The organism is Marivirga arenosa (genome assembly GCF_030503895.2).
GTDB classification, from domain to species: Bacteria; Bacteroidota; Bacteroidia; order Cytophagales; family Cyclobacteriaceae; genus Marivirga; species Marivirga arenosa.
In genome coordinates this window covers 632,248-654,829 of sequence record NZ_CP129970.2, presented here as the reverse complement: position 1 = coordinate 654,829, position 22,582 = coordinate 632,248, and the positions used below count along the sequence as shown (strand labels likewise).

General features: G+C 33.6%; 17 protein-coding genes. 12 read left to right on the top strand and 5 right to left on the bottom strand.

Annotation, left to right across the window (positions count from 1 at the left end):
• Window positions 1-30 precede the first annotated feature (30 nt).
• A complete protein-coding gene (locus QYS48_RS02725) occupies window positions 31-3,096 on the top strand; it encodes a M43 family zinc metalloprotease (protein WP_308357420.1) in 3,066 nt (1,021 codons plus the stop codon).
• Here the strand turns inward: QYS48_RS02725 and QYS48_RS02720 are convergent.
• Entirely contained in the window at window positions 3,093-3,821 is a 729-nt protein-coding gene (locus QYS48_RS02720; protein ID WP_302103810.1) for a TIGR04283 family arsenosugar biosynthesis glycosyltransferase, read from the bottom strand. The two genes, QYS48_RS02725 and QYS48_RS02720, sit on opposite strands and share 4 nt — an antisense overlap.
• 52 nt (window positions 3,822-3,873) lie before the next feature.
• On the opposite strand from QYS48_RS02720, the gene QYS48_RS02715 reads away from it, so the two are divergent.
• Entirely contained in the window at window positions 3,874-4,662 is a 789-nt protein-coding gene (locus QYS48_RS02715) for a DUF547 domain-containing protein (protein WP_302103811.1), read from the top strand.
• 39 nt (window positions 4,663-4,701) lie between these two features.
• Here the strand turns inward: QYS48_RS02715 and QYS48_RS02710 are convergent, their stop codons facing one another.
• Window positions 4,702-5,838, bottom strand: a complete 1,137-nt coding sequence (locus QYS48_RS02710) for a BamA/TamA family outer membrane protein (protein ID WP_308357419.1) — start codon at window positions 5,836-5,838, stop codon at window positions 4,702-4,704.
• A gap of 137 nt (window positions 5,839-5,975) precedes the next feature.
• Between QYS48_RS02710 and QYS48_RS02705 the strand changes: the two genes are divergently transcribed.
• The 5 genes from QYS48_RS02705 to QYS48_RS02685 all read left to right on the top strand — a co-directional run bounded on the left by QYS48_RS02705 (window position 5,976) and on the right by QYS48_RS02685 (window position 14,045).
• Window positions 5,976-8,018, top strand: a complete 2,043-nt coding sequence (locus tag QYS48_RS02705; RefSeq protein WP_308357418.1) for a tetratricopeptide repeat protein — start codon at window positions 5,976-5,978, stop codon at window positions 8,016-8,018.
• A 142-nt stretch (window positions 8,019-8,160) separates the two neighbouring features.
• Window positions 8,161-9,690, top strand: coding sequence for a glutamine-hydrolyzing GMP synthase (gene guaA, locus QYS48_RS02700; RefSeq protein ID WP_308357417.1), 1,530 nt, complete (start codon window positions 8,161-8,163; stop codon window positions 9,688-9,690).
• A 47-nt stretch (window positions 9,691-9,737) separates the two neighbouring features.
• Window positions 9,738-11,549 carry an ABC transporter substrate-binding protein gene (locus QYS48_RS02695; protein ID WP_308357416.1) on the top strand — a complete coding sequence of 604 codons (1,812 nt, stop codon included), beginning with the start codon at window positions 9,738-9,740 and terminating at the stop codon, window positions 11,547-11,549.
• Window positions 11,550-11,579: 30 nt separating this feature from the next.
• Window positions 11,580-12,872, top strand: coding sequence for a glutamate-1-semialdehyde 2,1-aminomutase (hemL, locus tag QYS48_RS02690; RefSeq protein WP_302104153.1), 1,293 nt, complete (start codon window positions 11,580-11,582; stop codon window positions 12,870-12,872).
• 123 nt (window positions 12,873-12,995) lie between these two features.
• On the top strand, window positions 12,996-14,045 hold the full coding sequence (locus tag QYS48_RS02685; protein ID WP_308357415.1) for a hypothetical protein: 1,050 nt from the start codon (window positions 12,996-12,998) through the stop codon (window positions 14,043-14,045).
• 575 nt (window positions 14,046-14,620) lie between these two features.
• On the opposite strand, the gene QYS48_RS02680 is transcribed toward QYS48_RS02685, so the two are convergent.
• Entirely contained in the window at window positions 14,621-15,196 is a 576-nt protein-coding gene (locus QYS48_RS02680) for a pentapeptide repeat-containing protein (RefSeq protein WP_302103821.1), read from the bottom strand.
• A 195-nt stretch (window positions 15,197-15,391) separates the two neighbouring features.
• On the opposite strand from QYS48_RS02680, the gene QYS48_RS02675 reads away from it, so the two are divergent.
• From QYS48_RS02675 to QYS48_RS02655, 5 genes are all read left to right on the top strand, one after another.
• Window positions 15,392-15,967, top strand: a complete 576-nt coding sequence (locus QYS48_RS02675) for a YeeE/YedE thiosulfate transporter family protein (RefSeq protein ID WP_308357414.1) — start codon at window positions 15,392-15,394, stop codon at window positions 15,965-15,967.
• A gap of 30 nt (window positions 15,968-15,997) precedes the next feature.
• Window positions 15,998-16,411, top strand: coding sequence for a DUF6691 family protein (locus QYS48_RS02670; RefSeq protein WP_308357413.1), 414 nt, complete (start codon window positions 15,998-16,000; stop codon window positions 16,409-16,411).
• Window positions 16,412-16,477: 66 nt separating this feature from the next.
• On the top strand, window positions 16,478-17,488 hold the full coding sequence (locus QYS48_RS02665) for a c-type cytochrome (RefSeq protein ID WP_308357412.1): 1,011 nt from the start codon (window positions 16,478-16,480) through the stop codon (window positions 17,486-17,488).
• Window positions 17,489-18,832: an OprD family outer membrane porin gene (locus QYS48_RS02660; protein ID WP_308357411.1), complete on the top strand. Its 1,344-nt coding sequence runs from the start codon at window positions 17,489-17,491 to the stop codon at window positions 18,830-18,832.
• A gap of 161 nt (window positions 18,833-18,993) precedes the next feature.
• On the top strand, window positions 18,994-20,256 hold the full coding sequence (locus QYS48_RS02655; RefSeq protein WP_302104154.1) for an FAD/NAD(P)-binding oxidoreductase: 1,263 nt from the start codon (window positions 18,994-18,996) through the stop codon (window positions 20,254-20,256).
• A gap of 111 nt (window positions 20,257-20,367) precedes the next feature.
• On the opposite strand, the gene QYS48_RS02650 is transcribed toward QYS48_RS02655, so the two are convergent.
• Together QYS48_RS02650 and QYS48_RS02645 are read right to left on the bottom strand one after the other, a co-directional pair.
• Window positions 20,368-22,023, bottom strand: coding sequence for a bifunctional metallophosphatase/5'-nucleotidase (locus QYS48_RS02650; RefSeq protein ID WP_308357410.1), 1,656 nt, complete (start codon window positions 22,021-22,023; stop codon window positions 20,368-20,370).
• A 10-nt stretch (window positions 22,024-22,033) separates the two neighbouring features.
• Window positions 22,034-22,459, bottom strand: coding sequence for a DsrE family protein (locus tag QYS48_RS02645; RefSeq protein WP_308357409.1), 426 nt, complete (start codon window positions 22,457-22,459; stop codon window positions 22,034-22,036).
• Window positions 22,460-22,582: the final 123 nt, after the last annotated feature.

The following is a 22,582-nucleotide window of genomic DNA, read 5'->3' as shown; positions in this document are numbered from 1 at the left end:
ATAAGTTAACATAAGTACTTAAGTTATTAAATGAGAAGTATATTTTTCACAGTATTTTGTTTTTTGACGGTATTGAGTTTCCAAGCCCAATCTCAATTACTACCTTCTAGAAATTGTGCTGCTCAAACAATTCATAATCAAAAGCTTTTATCCAATCCAACCTATGAAAATCGGTTTTTAACAATTCAGAAACAAACTGAGGAGTTTTTATTATCAAGAAGATTTTCAAGAACTACTCAAAATAATACTTACAGAGAGATACCAGTTTATGTTCATGTTATATATGATCAAGATTCATTAGATCAAAATATAAGTAATGAACAAATTGCTTCGCAAATTGCAGTAATAAATGAAGATTTTAGAGCTTTAAACAGCGATACAGCGAATGTCCCAGCCGAGTTCAAAAATTTAGTTACGGATTATCGTTTAACATTCAGATTAGAAGGAATTAGCCGAAAGGCTTCTACAGTTACCGCATGGAATACTAATGATGAAATGAAAAGTTCATCTTCAGGTGGTGTTGATGCGATTACGCCAGAAACACACCTCAACATTTGGGTGGTTCCATTAGTGGGTGATATACTAGGCTACGCTCAATTTCCAGGTGGGGACTATGCTACAGATGGAATTGTGGTGAGCCCTTACTATTTCGGAAGTTCTGATTATGATAACAATAATGATTTTTATTTAGGAGCGCCTTTCGACAAGGGTAGAACTACCACCCATGAAATCGGTCATTATTTAAATTTATTTCATATATGGGGTGATGGTGGTTGTTCTGTGGATGATGAAGTAGAGGACACTCCAATAGCAGGAAGTTCAAATGTTGGATGCCCATCCTATCCTTCCAAGTCTTGCAGTGAAAATACGACAAGCACTAGTGATATGTTCATGAATTATATGGATTATGTGGATGATGATTGCATGAATATGTTTACGGAAGGACAAAAGTTACGCTCTCAGGCTTTATTCGAAACGGGTGGTTTCAGAGAAAATTTAGGTCAGGTTTATGAAGATTGTACTTTAGCACCTCCATCAGAAATATCTTTAGTTAATAGAACTGAAACTTCTTTGAATATAAGTTGGATTGCAGTAACTGATGCATCAAGCTATGAAGTGTGGTATAATGGTTTTACAATTAATTCAGATGTGAATTCCATTGAATTATCAAATTTACAAGCTGGGACAAATTATGAAATCAGAGTAGCTCCTATATGTGCTACAGGATCAAAAGGAGAGTATTCTGATGTATTCAATTTTAATACGTTAGGTTGCTATGTTGGGCCAATACAATTTACCCTCAATACTGATGATTTCGGAAGTGAAACTACTTGGGAATTATCGCTAAATGGTGAAATTGTTCAAAAAGATTCAATCACCTATAATGATAATACTGAATATGTAGAGACTTTTGATTTTGGAGATGGAAATTATGAGTTTACAATCTATGATTCCCAAGATGATGGTATTTGTTGCCAGTTTGGGACAGGTTCATTTACCTTAACAGACTCAAATGGAGCAGAAATTTTAACTGGTTCCGATTTTGGCAGTAGTCTATCAGCTTCTTTTTGTGTTGAGCAAAGTCCTCAAATAGATTGCAATAATGCTTCAATAGCTTCTTTTGGGATTAATACTTTAGCTAGTTCTCCTGCTATTTATGAATTTACAGCACCTGAAGAAAGAGAATATATCATCAGCTCAGTTGGCTATACCACAGTAAATACAGACTTAAAATTATATAGGGATTGCAATTCAATTATTGCAGAGAATGATGATTTTGAAGGATTACAATCTGAATTAAGAATTACTTTGAGTCAAAATCAAACCATATATATAGTATGGGATGATACTTACAGTACTTCAGGTTTTGAATGGGAGATTTCAAATGGTAGAGACACTCAAATCATTAACTTCCCAGATTTGGAATCCAAAAAAGTGAATGATCTAGATTTTGCATTGAATGCTACTGCTAGCAGTGGACTGGAAGTTAGTTATAACTCAAGTAATCATGCTGTAGCAACTATACAAGGTGATATTGTAACTATTACTGGAGCAGGACAAACTACTATTAGTGCGAGTCAAGCAGGTAATGATAGTTTTATTGCTGCTCCTGTAGTAAATAAAATTTTAACAGTTGATAAATTATCCCAGACAATTACTATTAATACTATTCCTGATAAGTTAACAACGGATGCTGATTTTGTAGTTACAGCTTCAACAACAAGCGAATTGCCTTTGAGATACGAAATATCTGGCCCCGCCAGTATTCGAGACTCAATTGTTGCTTTAAGTGGAATTCCCGGTGAAGTAACTGTTAGAGTAACTCAAGATGGTAATGATGAATATAAGGCGAATACTGCCACAATTAGCTTCCAAGTGATAAAAGACCCTTGTGAAGATCTCACATTTGAAAATATAATTGTAGAAAATATTAGCTGCTATAATGCAAATGATGGTTCAATTGAAGTAAATCTAATAGAAGGAATAAAACCTTATCGCTATATACTTAATAATGGAGTAGCAGTTGAGACCAATATTTGGGAAGGCTTAGCAGAGGGGGAATATATAATTACTGCTTTGGATGCTCAGGACTGCTCAATTTCAGATACTGTAATAATTCAAAACCCCCAACCCCTACAAGTTTCTGCACAAATAACAGATGCAGAAGGGTTCTCAGATAATGGTTCTATTGAATTAACCGTTTCAGGTGGAACTGGAGAATATAATTTTGAGTGGAGTAATGGAGCTACAACGGCTTTAAATGATAATATTCCAGTAGGGAATTATTCAGTAATTATTACGGATGATAATGGATGTAGTGTAGAAGAAAGCTATGAAATTGGGAGTGTAACTTCATTAAGGGAGATCTCAAATTCTGAGTTTGTGGTTTTTCCTAATCCATCATCTGAATTTTTAAAGGTTTTTCATACAGGCGATTCAAAATTCATTTATATATATGATACTAATGGAAAGCTTATGTTAATTTCTCCAGTAAAGGAAAAAGTAACTAGAATAAATGTTACTCAGCTTAGTTCTGGATTATATTTTGTACGATTAAATAATTCTACTAGAGTACTAAGGTTTATTGTAAACTAGCTTACTTTATTGTCTTTCGGGTGTTTCAATAACTGAAAATATTTCTTTTTTAAGATTTGAGGTTCAACTCCTTTCATAAACATTCGAAATATTTTTAGGTTAACGAGGTTCACTCGCCAGTAGCTATTATACTTATATTTTCTTGCAGAGACTAATACAGATTTTGGTATAATTCCAAATTGATGTTTTTTCCATATTCTTTTGATTAATTCAAAGTCTTCCATTAATACATACTTTTCATCAAATCCGTGATTTTGATCAAAGACTGATTTTTTAATGAAAAGAGTCTGGTCGCCACCTCTACACCACAAGACTTTAAATCGGGTAAACCAGGAATTCACAGCAAGAAAAGGACTTTTAGAATCAAATTTAAAACGATAGCATCCAAAATCATTTCCTGAATGTACTGACTGTTGGATATCTTGTACAAAACTTTTGGGAGGTTTTGCATCGGCATGTACAAAATATAAAATATCACCTTTTGCAATTTTAGCTCCTTCATTCATTTGATGTGCTCTAGAAGCTTTTTTTGTGCTGATTGTTATTACTCCCAATTTTGAAGCAATTTCAGCAGTATGGTCTTCGCTTTTAGCATCACTTACGATTATTTCTATATCACTATGCCCACTATTGGCTTTCAAATGCTGAATTAGGGTACTTATGTTTTCGGCCTCATTTAGTGTCGGTATAATGACAGATATTTTATTATTCTGTGTATGGGACATCTATAAAGATTATAATTGCGTAATTGATTGAAACATCTACGAAATAACAATAATGAAAAGATTTAGCCTCCTAATAATTATCATTTCTTTAACAATTTTTAGTTTTCCTTCTAACGGTCAGAATAAAATTGATAATGAACCAAATGAATTTGTCAAACTTAGTATGAAATTGATTTCTGCTGTTAAAAACAAAGAGGATTACCAAAAATACGTAGATGAATATAAAGCATTACCTCTTTCTGAATTAGCTCAATCATTAGATACTGATGAAAAAACCAAAGCATTTTGGATCAATACGTATAATGCCTATGTACAAATTCTACTTTCTGAGGAGCCATCATTGTTTGAAGATAGAGGTTCGTTCTTTAAATCAGATTTAATCAATGTAGGAGGAGAAATGCTAAGCTTTGATTTTATAGAACATGGAATCATTAGAGGATCAAAGGTAAAATTATCAATGGGTTTTTTGAAAGATCCTTTTGCAAGTAAACTAGAAAAAGAATTTAGAGTTGACGAGACTGATGGTAGAATCCATTTTGCTTTAAACTGCGGTGCTACTTCTTGTCCTTATGTAGCGGTTTATAGTGCTCATGATTTAGAAAATGAATTAAATCAAATTGCCAGACAATTTCTTCAAAGAACAATTCGATATGATGAAAATGAAGAAGAAGTTTATGTCACTACTTTATTCAGTTGGTTTAAAGGAGATTTCTCTGAGCAGGGCGGAGTTATTGGATACTTGAAGAAGTATGATTGTATTCCCGAAGATGCTAGTCCTGGTGTTAATTATAAGGATTATGACTGGACTCTCGATCTAGGAAATTTTACTGAACTAAAATGAAAAAATAAAGCCTGCCAATTTAAATTAGCAGGCTTTTTACTAAAAAGCTTCATTAAAGGCAATGTAAAAGCCACTACTTTCTTTTCCTACTGCATAATCAAGTCTAACATTTATATGTTTGGTTTTATCAAAAACGAATCTTAAACCCGCTCCACCCGCATAATTCCATCTACCCATGCCATAATCTCCCCAATTGGCTGCGGTTTGACCAGCTGATCCAAAAACCGCTAAACCAAATCTCCAAAATAGCTCTTGTCTAATTTCTAATTGTCCTAATAGTAAGTTTTTGTCTTGAAAATACCCCTGAAAATAGCCACGCATTTTCTTATTTCCTCCGAGTTGCGCCAATCTGTTGAAAGGGACATCTCCAAAGTTGTTGACCACAAATGCATTGCTGGCTAAAACCGTTTTATCTGTGATCGATTTATAATAGGCGTAATCTAGCGATACAGTTCCATAATTATGTGTACTCCCTGTCAGGCTATGGTTAAACTCAGTATAACTCTCTAGATAATGTCCTTCTCTAGGATAATAAACTCCATCTCGGGTATCATAAATTAAAGCAGGTCCAATACCACTTGTTCTATTATAAAGACCACCTGAGTAATCCTCTTGCTGAAAACTTCCCGTATTATCCCATTCAATTATATCGTAATTTTCAAACCAATATCGACCACCGATGAATAAATTAGGGATCGTTTGTTTTAGCAGAAATATTCTCGCCCTTGGGAATATGGCTCTATAGGTAGAGAACTGATCAGGTTGTCCATTATTCCCTATGCCATAAAAAGGATAAGCATAATTATAGAAGCCAAGCTCCCCTATACTTCTCCATTTATTCTGATCCCAATAGATTTGAAATGGAAGAAAAATTAGCGTTTGGTTTTTGGTAGTATATCCTGCAGCCAATTGAATTTGACTAGCTATAATTGGCTTTTTTCGCTCGGTGAAGAAATTATATAAGATGCTAGCTCCATAAAATAAGCCGGATTCAGGAGTGTAATAAACTACAGGTAATGGAAATAAAGAGTTTTTGTCAGTCTCATAAATAGTGGAGTCTAATTCAACTGTATCTTCATCGAGCTGGTCCTGCGCTATTACATTTTCACTTAAAATAGGAATTGTGGAAAGGGTAATTAAAAATGAATAAAATAAGTTTTTTGAGGATTCTTTCATGAATTTTCGATTCACTAAAATTAAAGTTTTGTATAACAGTAAGTAAAAGAGTATTTTGTATGGAATTTTTTCAAATGATCCGAAATATATAAAGAAAATACTGAAGCATAATTGTAGCATTCATTCTAATATTGTAGATGAAAAATATATTCCTAATCCTTTTTATAAGTATAATTCCTTTTTTAGGATACACACAGGAATCTGAGATTGATAGCTTATACAACCTAGCTCAAAACTCCAATGATAGTGTTAAGGCTAATATCTATTTGGATATAGCAGTAGCCTATCGTACAATTGATCCAAAAAAAGCACTCGAATTTGCAAATGATGCATTAGGTTTTGCTAACAAAAGCAATTTCTATTACATCAAAGCGGAGTCTCTTAATATCTTAGGTGCTATTTATAATGTGCTGGGAGAATACGATAGAGCAGTGTCTTTATTGCAAGAGTCGTTACGGAATTATGAAATACTGGGGTATTCTAAAGGAGTGGCAAATTCTTCCAATAGTTTGGGAGTATTATATTTTAATCATCATGATTATGAAAATGCCAAAAAGTATTACCAAAAGGCTTTAAATTTAGTTGATTCTGCCGAATATCCTGTAGCAGTTGGTGTTTACAAATTAAATATTGGAGAAGTTTATCAGGCCACCCAGGAAAATAATAATGCTTTAAAGTTAGAAAGGGAGGCCTACGAAATTTTTGAAGCGCTCGAAGATGTTAATGGCATGGCTTACGCTTTAGGGGTACAGGCAAAAGTTTATTTAAATGAAGGTAAAGAAGCCAAAGCAATTCAAAACACAAAAAAAACGCTAGATCTTTTAATTGAAAGCCAGGATTTCTTAGGAGCCGTTGAATACTTAAATTTTCTGGTAGGGATATACATCACAACCGGAAATTTAGCTGCTGCTGAAGAGAATGTAAACTCTGCTTTAGACTTATCACGCCAAATTAATTCTTTAAAATGGAAGATTGAGTCTTTTGAGAATTTGTCCGAAATCTTGTATAAAAAAGGTCAATTTAGAAAAGCTTTTCAATACAAAGACTCTGCCGATATAAGTAAAAGTAAATTGCTTGATGAAGAGAAACAAAAACAAATTTCAAACCTTAGAATTATTTATGAAACGGAGCAGAAAGAGAAAGAGAATGAAATTTTAAGAATTGATAAAGAGTTAAAGCAGAAAACGATTTACCAACAAAGAGTTCTGAATATTGTAATTGTAAGTGTTTTGGTAATTATAATAGTTTTTGCAATTCTTACTTTCAGAGCTAAAAACCAAAAGCAGAAAGCTAATATCCAGCTTAAATTACAAAACGAAGAAATTCTTCAGCAACGGGAGGAAATCGAAACACAAGCGGAAAGACTCAAAGCCATTAATACTGATGTCATTCATAAAAATCAGTTAATTCAGGAGAAAAATCAAAATATTACCGATAGCATGAATTATGCTAAAAGTATCCAAACGGCTCTTCTTCCTTTTCACACTCGAATATCAGCAGAATTAGAAGATTTCTTTATTTACTATCAGCCAAAAGATATTGTGAGTGGTGATTTTTATTGGTTTAATGAAACCGAAAATAAGGTTTTTGTTGTTGTTGCCGATTGCACGGGTCATGGAATTCCCGGTGCGTTTATGAGTTTTATTGGTCATGATCTCCTTAACCACATAATTAATTTTAAAAATGTTATTAATCCTGCAGAAATATTAAAGCAGCTAAAATTGAGTGTGGCGCATCTCCTAAGGCAAAAGCAAACAGGCAATAGGGATGGGATGGATATTTCTATATGCGTTTGGGATAAAAAAGAACAAAAAGTACAGTTTTCTGGTGCTAATCATGAATTGATTTATATTCAGAATAAGCAATTACATCAGCTAAAAGGAAATAAAACCACCATCGGGCTTGATCATGATAAAAAAGTTAAGGATTTCGATGTTCATGAAATAAAGATTACTAATGATACTTGTTTTTATCTCTTCTCTGATGGTTATGTAGATCAATTTGGAGGTCTAAATAACAAAAAATATATGATTAAGAATTTCCGAGAATTATTGTTAAGGATTCATATGAAGAAGATGAATACACAAAAGGAAATTATTAAGGAAACCTTCGATGAGTGGAAAAAAGATCAAGAACAAGTTGATGATATTTTGGTGTGGGGATTTAGGATTTTTAACTAAATCTCATCAATACTTTTCTTAAATGTTACTTTCTTGTGTTTTAGTTAGATATTTCAAGAATGTAAAACTCTATTTTTCAGTTATTTAAAAGCAAATTTAGTTTTTTCTATGCTTAACTGAATCATCCTATTATTTTTGCAGCATGACAGAGCAAATTATTATTCTAGATTTTGGTTCACAATACACTCAACTAATAGCAAGAAGAGTACGTGAACTTAACGTTTATTGTGAAATCCATCCTTTCTATGACGCACCAGAATTAACCCCTGATGTAAAGGGAGTCATTTTATCAGGTAGCCCTTGTTCAGTAAGGGATGAGGATTGCCCAAAGATTGATCTTTCAAAATATCGTGGAAAAGTTCCGCTTTTAGGAGTTTGCTATGGAGCGCAATATTTAGCCCAAAATAATGGAGGAGAGGTTTTGCCTTCAGAAATAAGAGAATACGGTAGAGCAAAACTTACTAGTTTTGATGAAAATAATGATTTGCTAAAAAACCTAACCAAAGGATCGCAGGTTTGGATGTCACATGGCGATACTATAAAAACATTACCTAGCGGGTTTAAAATTATTGCAAGCACTCCCTCTGTAGAAGTTGCCGCATTTAAACTAGATGATGAACCTACCTATGGCATTCAATTCCACCCAGAAGTAACGCACACTTTAGAAGGTAAGCAGCTGTTAGAAAATTTCTTAGTGAAGATCTGTGGCTGTGCCCAAGATTGGACCTCAGAAGCTTTTGCTGATAGCATGATTGCGGAATTAAAAGAACAATTAGGTAATGATAAAGTAGTATTAGGGTTGTCAGGTGGTGTTGATTCATCAGTTGCAGCAATGCTTATCCATCATGCAATTGGTAAAAACTTATATTGCATTTTTGTAGATAATGGTCTATTGAGGAAGAATGAGTTTGAAGAGGTTTTAGAATCCTACAAACACATGGGACTTAATGTAAAAGGGGTTGATGCAAAAGACCAATTTTATAAAGCTTTAGCAGGGGTTTCTGATCCTGAAGGAAAACGTAAAGAAATTGGTAAAACATTTATAGAAGTATTCGATCAAGAAGCTCATGCTATTAAGGATGTGAAATGGTTAGCGCAAGGAACAATATATCCTGACATTATTGAATCAGTATCCGTAAAAGGACCTTCTGCAACTATTAAATCACATCACAATGTGGGCGGTCTTCCAGAAAAGATGAATTTAAAGGTGGTAGAACCACTGAAAACACTATTCAAAGATGGTGTTCGTTCAGTAGGAAAAGCATTAGAAATCGATCAAAAAATATTAGGTCGTCACCCATTCCCAGGTCCAGGCTTGGCAATTCGTATTTTGGGAGATGTTACGCCTGAAAAAGTCCATATTATCCAAGAAGTAGATGCGATATTTATAGGAATGATGAAAGAAAGAGGACTTTATGATGATGTTTGGCAAGCAGGATCAATTTTACTTCCAATCCAATCTGTAGGAGTAATGGGAGATGAAAGAACTTACGAAAGAGTAGTGGCATTGCGAGCTGTAGCGAGTGTAGATGGTATGACTGCAGACTGGGTTCATCTGCCTTATGAATTCTTAAGTGATGTATCGAATGAAATTATAAATAAAGTAAAAGGTGTTAATAGAGTTGTTTATGATATTAGTTCTAAGCCCCCAGCTACAATTGAGTGGGAATAATTAATTTTAAACTTATTAATGCTTTCTATCAGGATAATAAAGAGATCATGCGATTAAAACCAATTATTATATTTGGAGTGATAATGTTTTGTGCCTTTCAGCTAAATGCACAAGTAAATTATCAATCAGAATACTTGTCTGGAAAGAATTATTTCAAACAGGCTAACTATCAAAGAGCTCAAAATCATTTTGTAAATCTGTTAGATCTTAACGAGAATAATCCATTTTATCTTTATGCTTCCTATTTCTATGCAATTTCAGCTTATGAAACAGGCAATAAAGAAAGAGCCATGGAAGTGTTAGGAAGAATAAGAACTACACATCCTGAATGGGATAAAATTGATGAGGCTAATATTTGGTATGGCAAAATGTTATTGCAAGAAGGTGATCTTCTCAAAGGACTTAATGTTTTAAACAGTATCGAAAATAGGGACTTAGATACCGTTGCTCAGAAGATCAAGCGTTACACTTTGGTTAACTATGATAGCATTCCTCAACTCCAGAAAGCTTTAGAATTAAACCCTTATGATAAGATTCTGGCTGAGCATTTAGCCATGAAAATTAATCAACAACCCATAGTAGATAGACAGGTTGAGTTAATGGAATTCTTGATTGATTCATTCAATTTAAATAGAGCAAGCTTCGATTTTGTTGATAAAAGTGTTTCTGAAAAGAAAGACCAATACAGAATTGCGGTTTTATTACCTTTTTTAACTGATAATCTTACTACTACTAAGGGAAACAAAGGAAATCAGTTTGTATTGGATATTTATCAAGGCATTGAAATAGCAGCGAATGAATTGAATGCAAATGGAAAGAAGATTGAGCTTTTTGCTTATGATACCAAAAGAGATAGTTTAACCACGTCAGAGATCATTGAAAGTGGTGAGTTGTTACAAATGGATATGATTATTGGACCTTTATATCCTATTCCAGCAGGAATGATAAGAGCCTATTCTTATGAGCATAAAATAAATATGGTTAATCCATTATCTACGAATTCTGAGACAATTGCCACGAATCCTTATTCCTTTTTGACTAAGGCGACTCCTGAAACACGAGCTAAAATGGCAGCTAGGTTTGCTATAAATAATATGGAGTCAAAAAATGCTACTATCTTATATGGAAGCAAATCACAAGATTCTATTTTTGCTTATACCTACAAAAGAGAATTAGAAAAGGATTCATTTAATATTACTTGGATGGCCGCATCTCGCTCTGCAGTTTCTAGTACTGAAATATTACGGTCTTTAACTGAGGTATTTGATCCTGACACTACCTATACTGATGGTAAAGTTTATGTTAGTAATACAGTTAAAGTGAGAGTAAGTGAAGAGGATTCTTTAATAATGTCACGAGATACCATAGGTCATATCATGCTAGCTTCTTCGGATAATTTATTAGTATCTAATGTTTTGAGTGCGATTGATACAAGAAGAGATAGTATTCCTTTAATTGGATATGATGAATGGATGGAATTTAATCAAATTTCATTTGATCAATTACAAAGAATGGGCGTAATAATGATTGGTCAGAATTATTTCGATTTTACGTCTGCAGAAGTAGTAGATTTTAAAGATTCCTATAAAGAAAGTTATAACAAATTGCCTTCACAGTATAGTTATGACGGATATGAAACCATGAGATTTTTTGGAGCTAAATTAATTCAATATGGTAATTATTTCCAGTATGGTCTTTATGAAGAAGGGTTTCAGGAAGGCTATTTATACTTTGGGTTTGATTATACAAATGCGAATGATAATCAAGTAGTACCAATCATGAAAATGGAGGATTTAAAATTGAAGATGCTCAATTATGAGCAAGAAGAGGAAGAGAATCCTTCTGTTTTCAAAGAATAATTTTCAAATACAAAAAGCAAACTATTTATGTTGGATAAGTCCAAAAGCAAATCTTTATTTACTAAGGCACAAAATTTTATTCCAGGTGGTGTGAACTCACCTGTTAGGGCATTTAAAGCAGTTGGGGGTGATCCCATCTTCATAAAAAGTGCTAAAGGTGCTTATATGTATGATGAAGATGGAAATAAATACATTGATTTAATCAATTCTTGGGGGCCTATGATTTTAGGTCATGGAAATGGAGCTATTGAAGCAGCAGTAGCGGATGCTTTAAAAAGATCACTTTCATTTGGTGCTCCTACAGCAAAAGAAATAGAGATTGCTGAATTAATAACCCATATGGTGCCATCCATTGAAAAAGTTAGGATGGTAAACTCGGGTACTGAAGCTACTATGTCAGCAGTTCGATTAGCTAGAGGTTATACGGGCAGAGAAAAAATATTGAAATTTGAAGGCTGTTACCATGGCCATGGTGATAGCTTCTTAATTGCAGCAGGAAGTGGAGCAGCAACCATGGGTACTCCTAATTCTCCAGGGGTAACACAAGGAACTGCAAAAGATACTTTAACAGCTCCATTTAATGATTTAGATGCAGTAAAAAATATTGTAGAACAAAATAAAGATCAGATTGCGGCTTTAATAGTTGAGCCAGTCGCTGGTAATATGGGCTGTGTTCTTCCAAAGGAAGGTTATTTACAAGGCTTAAGGGAAATCTGTGACCAAAATGGAATCGTATTAATTTTTGATGAAGTAATGACTGGTTTCAGATTATCCAAAGCAGGCGCTCAGGGAATCTTCAACATAAAACCAGATATTACCACCTTAGGTAAAATTATTGGTGGAGGTATGCCTGTAGGTGCTTATGGAGGTAAAAAAGAAATCATGGATTTTGTATCTCCGCAAGGCCCAGTTTATCAGGCAGGTACTTTGTCTGGGAATCCTATTGCAATGGCGGCAGGCTACGCTATACTAAGTTATTTGAATGATCATGACGAAGTATATGAGCAAATTGGAGCTTCTGGTCAATATTTAGCTAAAGAATTAGCCAAAGTAAATACAGCTTTAGGTAAGGATTATACGATCAATCAATTAGGATCTATGATTAGTGTATTCTTTACAAATGAGCAAGTTTATGACTTTGAAGGGGCGAAAAAATGCGATACCGAGATGTTTGGAAAATATTTTCAAGGTATGTTAAATGAAGGGGTTTATTTACCACCTGCTCAATTTGAATCATGGTTTTTATCTACTTCATTATCAGCTGAAGATCTTGATCATATTGTTAAATCACACGAAAAAGTGCTTAAAAATTTAGTGGGATAAGGCTATTATTATAAATAATTGCTATTTTTCCATAATTTATTGAGGTTTTGCCTCAATTAGGAACTACATTTATTGTAGTCCTAATTAATTATTATATTTACAGCTGTAAAAAATAGAATTATAGTGAAGCTAGTTAGACTTATTCTTGTCATCTTAATATCTTATACTTTTGTATTCACTGCGGATGCACAGTTTAGAAGAAGATCTGATAATAAGACCGTTACATATGAAGAAATGTATAACGATCCTTATGATATAAATAAACTATTTATTGGGATTACACCAGCATATGGTGATATACATGTAACCAACATAACATCAGGTTTTGGCTTAGATGCTACTTATTATCTTAAGGATAAGATGCATTTTAAAGCACATGCTAGAACTCCTTATTTTATTGGAAGTGATTTTGCAAGAAACTCTGCTCAGAAAAATGGATTTGATCCTCAATCAAGGGCCAGAACGTATTTCTTCGCTGAAGCAAGTGCCTCTTATCATATCTGGGATAAAGAGCAGGAATCTGAAAGTTTAATACCTTTATATTCTAAGAATTATCAAGGTGCAGAATGGGCAGCAAAAGTTCCTAAAAGAGCTCCGATACCTAATAAAAGAAGAGAGATTTTATTCGCTAGATTAGGTGGTGTATATTATGAAACTACTTCTGAATTAAGTAGAGCTATCGGTTCTCAAGGAGTGGTAGTAAATCCAGTTGGAGAAACTGAACAATCGGACAACTCAATTACGGGTGAAGATAGTGGAGCAGTATTCGGTAATGTTTTAGGTGCTGGTGTTTCAGTTGGAGGTGGTTTTACGTGGATCAAAAACTTTGCTGCTAAACCAGATAAAACCTATGAAGAGTTAGTGGATGATCATGTGTTTTCTACCTTCTTAGATTTATTCATTTTCCCAATGGTAACAGTTGAAAACTTCTTTCACCAACCCGCAGGAGCAACTCAGTTCTTTGAATATGATGCTTCTACAATCAATACTTTCATGTTTGGTGGTCGATTAGGTATTGATGGCCATTTCAACAGAACGTTAGGATGGGGTTATGGTGCTGAAATTGGGTTGAGACCAGGTTTACAAAAAAGAGGTTTTTATGGAATGCTTAAAATAACTTTCCCAATGTACGGTACAAAACTTGATTATAACGTAGAAGCCTTCGGAAGATAAAATATTATTATTCTAAAAATATAAAAGAGACCGCAGTTATTCACTGCGGTCTCTTTTTGTATTAGGTATATCCCAATAAAATAATATTTATTTTATTCTAGTTGATTGTAATTGCTAATTTAAATTCAAACATAAATTGGTAATCTAAATCATAATGGTTGAATTAGATTTAACCAAACTATTCATATTCTGAGCAGCAGTTTTTACATTCATAAATGTAAATTTTACAAATCTCCCTTCCACTATAGGACTGATGATTATTGCCCTAGTTCTTTCAGTATAGATTCTCCTCTCAGTCTATTAAGTTCCCGAAATATTATACCTAGCATTTCTATTTTCTGAGGGTTTGATTTTATGGAAGTATAAATGGTTGTGATGTTGAGGTTTTTTGCAAAACTTTATCAATTAATGTTAAGCAATTAAAGGAGGAGCGATGGCACAATATGATTTTGATGCTAAAAATATTATTCTTTACGCTATTTATTCGGTTGTATTTTCAATTTTAGTTCAAGGCTTAACGATAAAGATATTTGTACATCAATCTAAAATTAAAATAATAAGGAGAGTAAATTATATTAGTATTCTACTTTAATTTGATGTTTCATTAATAAGCCAGCTAAATCATTATTTGAAAATTTGGCAGCTCTGATTTTATTGATCTCTGGATCAATATTAAAGTTTTCTGCATTTCTGAAATCCACTTTTTGTAAATCGCAATTTTCAAATACTGCTCCTGATAAATCAGATTGGTTAAAATTAGATTCTTTTAAATTACATTCTGTAAAATCAACTTCAATAAGTTTACAGTTTACAAAATTGGTTTTATTTAATTGCATACCATAGAATACAGATTGATCTAAAATACAGGTTTTGAAATTGATTGAAAGACCAAAATCGTTGCATTGATCAAAATGAGCTCCTAATATTTTACAATTAGTAAATTCAATAGATTGAAATGAAGTGTTATGAATTTTTACTGAGGATAGATTGCATGCATCAAATTGACAATCAATAAACTTAAAATTTCTTAAATCATAATTTTGAAAGTTACAGTTTTTAAATGTACAATTATCATATTCAGCCAATTTGAAATTGGCTTCACTTGCTTCAATATTTTCAAATAAATTATCAGAAATAAATTCTTCCATCATTTATAGTTTACTCCTTTAAAATCAATGTATAAGCCCTATTAAGTATTTCAGCTGACATTTTAGCAATAAATAGGTAACATTTGTTACGCCTTTCGGAATGTTCTACGTTTAATTTTGTAACATCATATTAGGAAAAGAACGGACTTTTAAATTAAAGAATTAAATTAATTAGAATTAAACTAAAAAAAGTATTTTATGAACAATATTTTAGAATGGATTAGTCAACCATGGCCATGGTACGTTGCAGGCCCACTCATTGCTCTTGTAATGTTTTCAATGCTATTTTTCGGGAAATCATTCGGGCTATCTGCAAATTTAAGAACTATGTGCTCAATTTTAGGAGCAGGTAAATCATGTGAGTTTTTTGATTTTGACTGGAAAACCCAAACATGGAACTTGGTATTTGCTCTTGGTTTAGTATTAGGAGGTTTAATCTCGCACTTATATTTAGGATATGAGCCTGCGGCCAATATTTCTGAAACTACTATTACAGAATTACAAGCATTAGGAATCAATAATCCTGGTGAGACTTTAGTACCAACAGAAATTTTTAATTGGGAAAATTTACTTTCAGTTCAAGGATTCATCTTTATGGTAGTAGGTGGATTTCTAGTAGGTTTTGGTACCAGATACGCAGGAGGATGTACTTCAGGTCATGCAATATCTGGACTAAGTGATCTTCAGCCTGCTTCATTAGTGGCTGTTATCGGTTTCTTTATTGGAGGTTTAATCATGACCTACTTTATCTTACCCTACTTACTTGTAATGTAAATTTTATCAAAATTAAACTGAAACGAAGAAATGAAATTTTTAAGATATTTATTAATAGGCGCAATTTTTGGGATTACACTGGCAAAAGCTGAAGTAATCTCTTGGTTTAGAATTTATGAAATGTTTAAATTTCAATCATTTCATATGTATGGAGTGATTGGGTCAGCTGTAGTAGTGGGTATTATTGTAATTCAATTGATTAAAAGAAACAACTTAAAATCGATTGACGGTGAACCAATTAATATTCCACCGAAAGCATTTAGCTGGGCAAGATATTTAATTGGAGGTACAATCTTTGGTTTAGGTTGGGCTATGACTGGGGCTTGTCCAGGACCAATGTTCATTTTGGTAGGTAATGGTGTTGGCGTTATTTTGGTAGTAATCCTATCAGCTGTATTAGGAACTTTTGTTTATGGAAAGCTTAAAGATAAGCTTCCTCACTAAGAGTATAGATATAACTTAGCCATATTAAATAGACTTAGTATAATGGACTTTTTGAAATTAATCAGGATGACAGCAGCAGTAATGTTTGGAATCCTGGCAGTTGTAATAACTCTTTTCATGGCGGTTGTATTTATGGACGAGGCTCCTGACTGGATTGGGGTCTCGTCTTCTAAAGCAGATAAAGAATGGCACCTTCCATCTCTTGACAAGGATTTGCCAGAAGGTAAAAGAGGTGATTTAGTTAAATTCGGATATCTTCTTACAACCGAATCACCGAAATGGATGGGACCTCAGGTGATCAATAAGGATGAAAGACTTTATTCAGGTAACAATTTAACCTGCCAAAACTGTCATTTGGAAGCAGGAACTAAGCCAGGAGCAGCATCTTGGGTTGGAGTTACTAACAGATTCCCACAGTTTAGAGGCAGAGAAAACAAAATTGGTACTATTGAAGAGCGAATTAACGGTTGTATGCAAAGAAGTATGAATGGTAAAGCACTACCTGAAGATTCTGAGCAGATGCAGGCATTAGTTGCCTATATGGAATGGTTGAGTGAAGGAGTTCCTGAAGATACTGCAAAATGGTTTAAAGGGTTTACTTCAGTAAAAATACCAGAATTTAAAGCAGATACTATAGTAGGAAAACAAGTCTATGTAAATGAATGTCAGGTTTGTCATGGAGAAGACGGACAAGGAACTCGATTAGATGATGCTAGAAAAGGATATCAATATCCGCCATTATGGGGGGGAGATAGTTTTAATCATGGTGCTGGTATGCATAGAGTTTTGACTGCAGCCCAATTTATCAAAGCGAATATGCCTCATTTAATAGCTACAAAAGCTAATCCTAAGTTAACGGATGAGGAAGCTTTTCATGTTGCGGCTTATATCAATAGCTTTGAAAGACCTCAAAAAGATAATCCGGAAAATGATTTCCCTGATTTAAAATTAAAACCAGTTTCAACTGCTTACGGACCCTGGGATGATCCATTCCCAGCGGAGCAGCACAAATATGGTCCATTTAAACCAATTGTTCAGTATTACGATAGCGTTTATCAAATCAAGAAAACGAAGTAAATGAGAATTACTGTCTTAGTATTGATAGCTCTATTTCCCTTTTCTTTATTTGCTCAGGACAATAATAATCAGGAGGAAGTAAAGAAAGGGGACTTTAGTGGTCAATGGAGAAATTATTATTTACATACATTTAATGAAGGTGATCTTCAAAACTGGTATGGATTAGCTACAGGCCTTAAGTTGTCATATAAATACAATTTTAATGATAATTGGCAAGTAGGCGGTGCTCTATATAGCAGTATAAATACTGGATTAAGCAATGTAGAAGTTTTAGATCTTACAACTGGTAGAGGTAGCAGGTATGTTTCAGGTCTTTTTAATAGTCAGGATTTATCGCAAAAAATTATTGCCTTTCCAGGAGAGTTATATCTTCAATATAAGCAAGATAACCACCAAATTAAGATTGGTAGACAAGGTTTTAAATCCCCCTTCTTAAATGGTCAAGATGGCCGGATGATACCTACTTTATTTGAGGGCGCTTTTTATAAATATGAGGAAAAAGATAAAGTTAAGTTCCAATTAGGTGCAATTAATAGAATTGCACCCAGAAGTTACGATGGCTTCGAAAATATTGGAGAAAGTATCGGGATTTATCCTGTAGGTAGAGATGTGAATGGTCAGGCAAGCCAATATAGAGGAAATACAGAATCTGATTATATAGGAGTTTTGAATTTTGAATACAATTTGAACAATTTAAATGTTGTAGTTTGGGATTATTATGCTGATAATCTTTTTAATATGGTTTATGTTAAACCATCTTATACCTTTTCAGATTCAAACTTTCAATTTTCAGCGGAATGGTTGCTTCAAAATCGAGTGGGGAATGGGGGGAATGAAACCTACGAATATAGATATGTTCAGGATGAATTAGCTCAACTTTTTGGAATTCAATTATCAAGAACAGTAAAAAATGGTAAATTAAGCCTATCCTATAATTATATAACTGATCAGGGACGTTATTTATTTCCAAGAGAATGGGGGAGAGAGTTTCTTTTTAGCTTTCAGAAAAGAGAGCGAAGCGAGGGTTTTGGAGATAATCAGGCAGTAGTATTTAACTACCTACATCATTATACGAGAGATGTTCATGATTTTAAATCCGCAATTAGTGTTGGGCATCATTGGACTCCTGATGTAACAATGGCTGAATTAAGTAAATATGCCTTACCGAATTACATGCACATTAATCTAGATTTATTCTATGAGAATGATAATTTAAAGGGTTTTAAGCCAGAAATTTTATTAACGAGTAAAATATTAACTAAAGATATTCCTGAAAATCCTGCATTAGTAATCAATAAGGTTAATCTGTTCATGATTAATGCAATAATCAACTATAATTTTTAGGATTTTTTTCCACAGGTTTTATTAATTGATTTGTCTTTCTGCTTTTAGATATTTTATGTAACTTAAGTCACTCCAAAAGTCGAAATAATTGCTTTTTTTTATAGTGAAAGTTGAAGGAGATATCAGCTTTTATACGAACGAAAACTAAAAAATTTGGAATCATGGCAAAGCATAAAATCCTAATAATCGGAGGAGGAACTGCAGGCATTACGGTAGCCGCACAACTCAAAAGAAAGGATAAAAAACTTGATATTGCTATCATCGAACCGTCTGATAAACATTATTATCAGCCCGCATGGACTCTTGTTGGCGCTGGTACTTTTGATTATCAAAAGACTATCCGAAAAGAGGCTGACTACATTCCTAAAGGTGTGGAATGGATTAAAGATAAAGCTACTAACATTCTTCCTGAAAAGAATACGGTAACCACAGAGAAGTCTGGGGATGTAGAATACGAATATTTAATTGTAGCACCTGGATTGGTGATGGCTCCTGAATTATTACCAGGCTTACCTGAAGCTATGGAAAAAGGAGTCGTATGTAGTAACTACACTGATCCTGAGCATACTTGGAAGAAAATGCAAGAATTTAAGGGAGGGAATATGGTTTTTACTCAGCCCACTACTCCTATTAAATGTGGGGGTGCTCCTCAAAAAATCATGTATTTAGCAGAACATTATTTAAGAAAGCATGGATTGAGAGATAAATCTAATGTCATCTTTGCAACACCAGGTACTGTTATTTTTGGAACTAAGGAATTTGCGAGAACATTAAATAAAATTATTGCAGAACGTGATATTATATTTAAACCCTACTATGCACCAGTAAGAATAGATGCAGATGCTAAGAAAATCTATTTTAAGTATACTCATAATATTGAGGGAGGATGCGTAGTTGAGGAGAATAATCCTATTAATGAAAGTCTAGTATCTGAAACAGAGATAGAAATGCCTTTTGATTTTCTTCATTTAGCTCCACCTCAAGCGGCTCCTAAATTTATTCAGGATAGTCAGGTTTCAATACAAGAAGGTGCTAATAAAGGCTGGGTAGATGTTGATGAGCATAGTTTACAACATAAGCGATTTGCAAATATTTTTGCACTGGGTGATGTTGCGGCTTTGCCAACTGCTAAAACAGGCGCTGCGGTGCGTAAACAAGCTCCAGTATTGGTTGAAAACCTTTTAGAAATGATGAAGAATCATAAAATTGGTTTAGCTAGTTATGAGGGATATTCTTCTTGTCCATTAGTTACAGGTTATGGTAAAATGGTATTGGCTGAATTTAAGTATGGAAATGAAAGAGATAGTGATCCATTTTTATCAAAATTTGTCGATACTACCAAAGAGCAGTGGAGTATGTGGATATTGAAAAAATATGGTTTACCTTTTATGTATTGGAACTTAATGTTGAGAGGTAAAGCTTAATATTTTTAGTTTTTATTCTGTAATTTTTATTCAAAGGAAAACCGCATCTGGTATTGATGCGGTTTTTTTATTAATCATAATAATGATTTATGATATCTAATTATTTTTTTCTTACTGGAAAACATAATTAGTACTTGGTACGGTAGAAAATGAATAAGTACCTAATGCATCACTATATGCTCTTCCGTCAAGTTTTGGTGCAATAGGTGAATTCTCTGCTAAATATTCTTCAACTACCTCATGAATCGTGTATTCCTTTGTATCCACATCCGTTACTCCGTCCATTCTACATAATCTATCAAGAGGATCGCCAGGGCGTAAACAAGCTGAAATTGAATAATACTGGTCATCTTGCATAGGTTGACCTTTAACTGTTATACTCTCAATTCTATTTCCTTTTTCATTTTCTACATTGAATTTCACTTCCATGCCTGAAAAACGAACTAACCAGCCTCCGAATCGATCACTAGGCTCTTTAGCAAATGCATTATGCATCTCTTGTTCTAACCATTCTTTGATTTGCTTTCCTGTTGCCTTACCTGTTTTAACAGGTTCATTTACAGGTAGAATATTCCAAAGGTTTGCTCTTGTGATAGGGGCAGGCTTGCCATTTTCAGGGACAATCGGATTGCCAAATCTGAAGCCATTTGAAATCGCAATATCAACTCCTGTTTTCCAACGAGCAGCATCCGTAATCATATTATCCATTGGATTTTCAACTGTTAGGTATCTGTAAACTGGAGTACTAGTATATCCAATTACAGTTTCAAGGTTTTCTTTGTATGGAGCCTTGTTTTTGTCTACTAGTGCTTGGATTTCTTCATCAGCAGCATAAACTTCTGGATCAACATCTAGCAATTCATAATCATCCCCAACTAATTCGCCCTCTACAAAATGCAATGTTAATTTACCCACAAATGAACCAAATGCACCAGGTTCAGTAACCTTTGCATATTTACCTTGTATTGGTTCTCTAACTCGTTCGTGAGTGTCATTACCTAATACATAATCCACATGCTCGGAAATTGGATTGCTAGCCAATTCTAATTGTTTAAACACACCTAAGTGCGTAACTAAGAACAGAACATCTATATTTTCTTTCTCTTTAGTTTCATCTACCATTTTCTTCAAATCAGCATTTAAGCCACTAAAAGCAATTCCTTCACTGAATATTGGGTTTTGTCTGATTGGAACGGCAGGATCATTTATTCCTATAAATCCAATTCGTACTCCCTCAATTTCTTTTACAGTATAAGCTGGGAATAAGTTTTCTTTGGTTTCCTCATGATACATATTCTGTGCAATCACATCAGTATTATAGCTATTCATCACATTCATCATGATTTCCTTACCATAAACCACTTCCCAGTTGCCAGGAATGATTACATCATATCCCATTTTACTAATGATGTCAGACATTACCTGACCTTCAGATAAAGCAGCATAACCGCTACCTTGAATCAGGTCTCCACCATCTACTATTAAGGTACGATTTGGATTTTTTGCTTTTTCTTTCTCAAATAAGGTTTTGATATTAGCTACTCCACCACGCGTTTTGAATTTTATTTCTTCATTTTCCCAGAATAATTCTGGATGTGGATCAAGCTGGCCGTGTATATCGGCAGTTTGTAAAATGGTTATACTTAAAGTATCGGACTTCGCTGTACTATTTTCTTTATTGCCTGATTTATTATTGCAAGCAAATGTTAATGCCATAATTCCGATTAAGAATAATGACTTACTTAATTTATTAATTATCGTTTCCATATTCATATACTTATAGAGTTATACTTTTGTATCCTTTTTTCTGAAGTTGAAAATTGTAAAGAATACCATTTTCAACCGTTTCTATTTCTTGAGGGATTTTGGTTTTATCTACTTTGAATTTGTTGAGAGAAAATCCGCATGCTATAATTTTTACGCCTGCATTATCCGCTTTTTTAATAAACTTATTGATTTTATCAGAATCAGTAATATCTCCAATTTCCTTCCCGCAGATTATAATTTTAAATTCCCCAAAGTTTTCTCCATCTTCTGCTTTGAGAGCTTCAGCAGTAAGAAGTATCGGTTGGAGTTGTGGTATTTTTTTGGTTATCACCACATAGTTGATTTTATCTTCATTTCCTGAATGTTGAGCATTTAAATTGTGGGCTCCAAAAAGTATAGTTAAAATAAGTAAGGAGCTAAATATGTAATTTTTCATGTTTATTGTATTTTGGTTCATTCTATTAAGAATTTAACCGGTAATAGTTTGATTTTAAATAGGCAGATTTCCCTATTTAATTTTATAAATAATTGAGTGAGCATCACGCATTTTTCCGTTAAG

Excerpts from the sequence above, each read along its gene's own strand:
- QYS48_RS02715 (WP_302103811.1), top strand. The coding sequence starts at position 3,874 with ATGAAAAGATTTAGCCTCCTAATAATTATCATTTCTTTAACAATTTTT.
- QYS48_RS02720 (WP_302103810.1), bottom strand. The coding sequence starts at position 3,821 with ATGTCCCATACACAGAATAATAAAATATCTGTCATTATACCGACACTA.
- QYS48_RS02695 (WP_308357416.1), top strand. The coding sequence starts at position 9,738 with ATGCGATTAAAACCAATTATTATATTTGGAGTGATAATGTTTTGTGCC.
- QYS48_RS02665 (WP_308357412.1), top strand. The coding sequence starts at position 16,478 with ATGACAGCAGCAGTAATGTTTGGAATCCTGGCAGTTGTAATAACTCTT.
- QYS48_RS02725 (WP_308357420.1), top strand. The coding sequence starts at position 31 with ATGAGAAGTATATTTTTCACAGTATTTTGTTTTTTGACGGTATTGAGT.
- QYS48_RS02660 (WP_308357411.1), top strand. The coding sequence starts at position 17,489 with ATGAGAATTACTGTCTTAGTATTGATAGCTCTATTTCCCTTTTCTTTA.
- QYS48_RS02675 (WP_308357414.1), top strand. The coding sequence starts at position 15,392 with ATGAACAATATTTTAGAATGGATTAGTCAACCATGGCCATGGTACGTT.
- guaA (WP_308357417.1), top strand. The coding sequence starts at position 8,161 with ATGACAGAGCAAATTATTATTCTAGATTTTGGTTCACAATACACTCAA.
- QYS48_RS02645 (WP_308357409.1), bottom strand. The coding sequence starts at position 22,459 with ATGAAAAATTACATATTTAGCTCCTTACTTATTTTAACTATACTTTTT.
- QYS48_RS02655 (WP_302104154.1), top strand. The coding sequence starts at position 18,994 with ATGGCAAAGCATAAAATCCTAATAATCGGAGGAGGAACTGCAGGCATT.
- QYS48_RS02710 (WP_308357419.1), bottom strand. The coding sequence starts at position 5,838 with ATGAAAGAATCCTCAAAAAACTTATTTTATTCATTTTTAATTACCCTT.
- QYS48_RS02650 (WP_308357410.1), bottom strand. The coding sequence starts at position 22,023 with ATGGAAACGATAATTAATAAATTAAGTAAGTCATTATTCTTAATCGGA.
- QYS48_RS02705 (WP_308357418.1), top strand. The coding sequence starts at position 5,976 with ATGAAAAATATATTCCTAATCCTTTTTATAAGTATAATTCCTTTTTTA.
- QYS48_RS02680 (WP_302103821.1), bottom strand. The coding sequence starts at position 15,196 with ATGATGGAAGAATTTATTTCTGATAATTTATTTGAAAATATTGAAGCA.
- QYS48_RS02670 (WP_308357413.1), top strand. The coding sequence starts at position 15,998 with ATGAAATTTTTAAGATATTTATTAATAGGCGCAATTTTTGGGATTACA.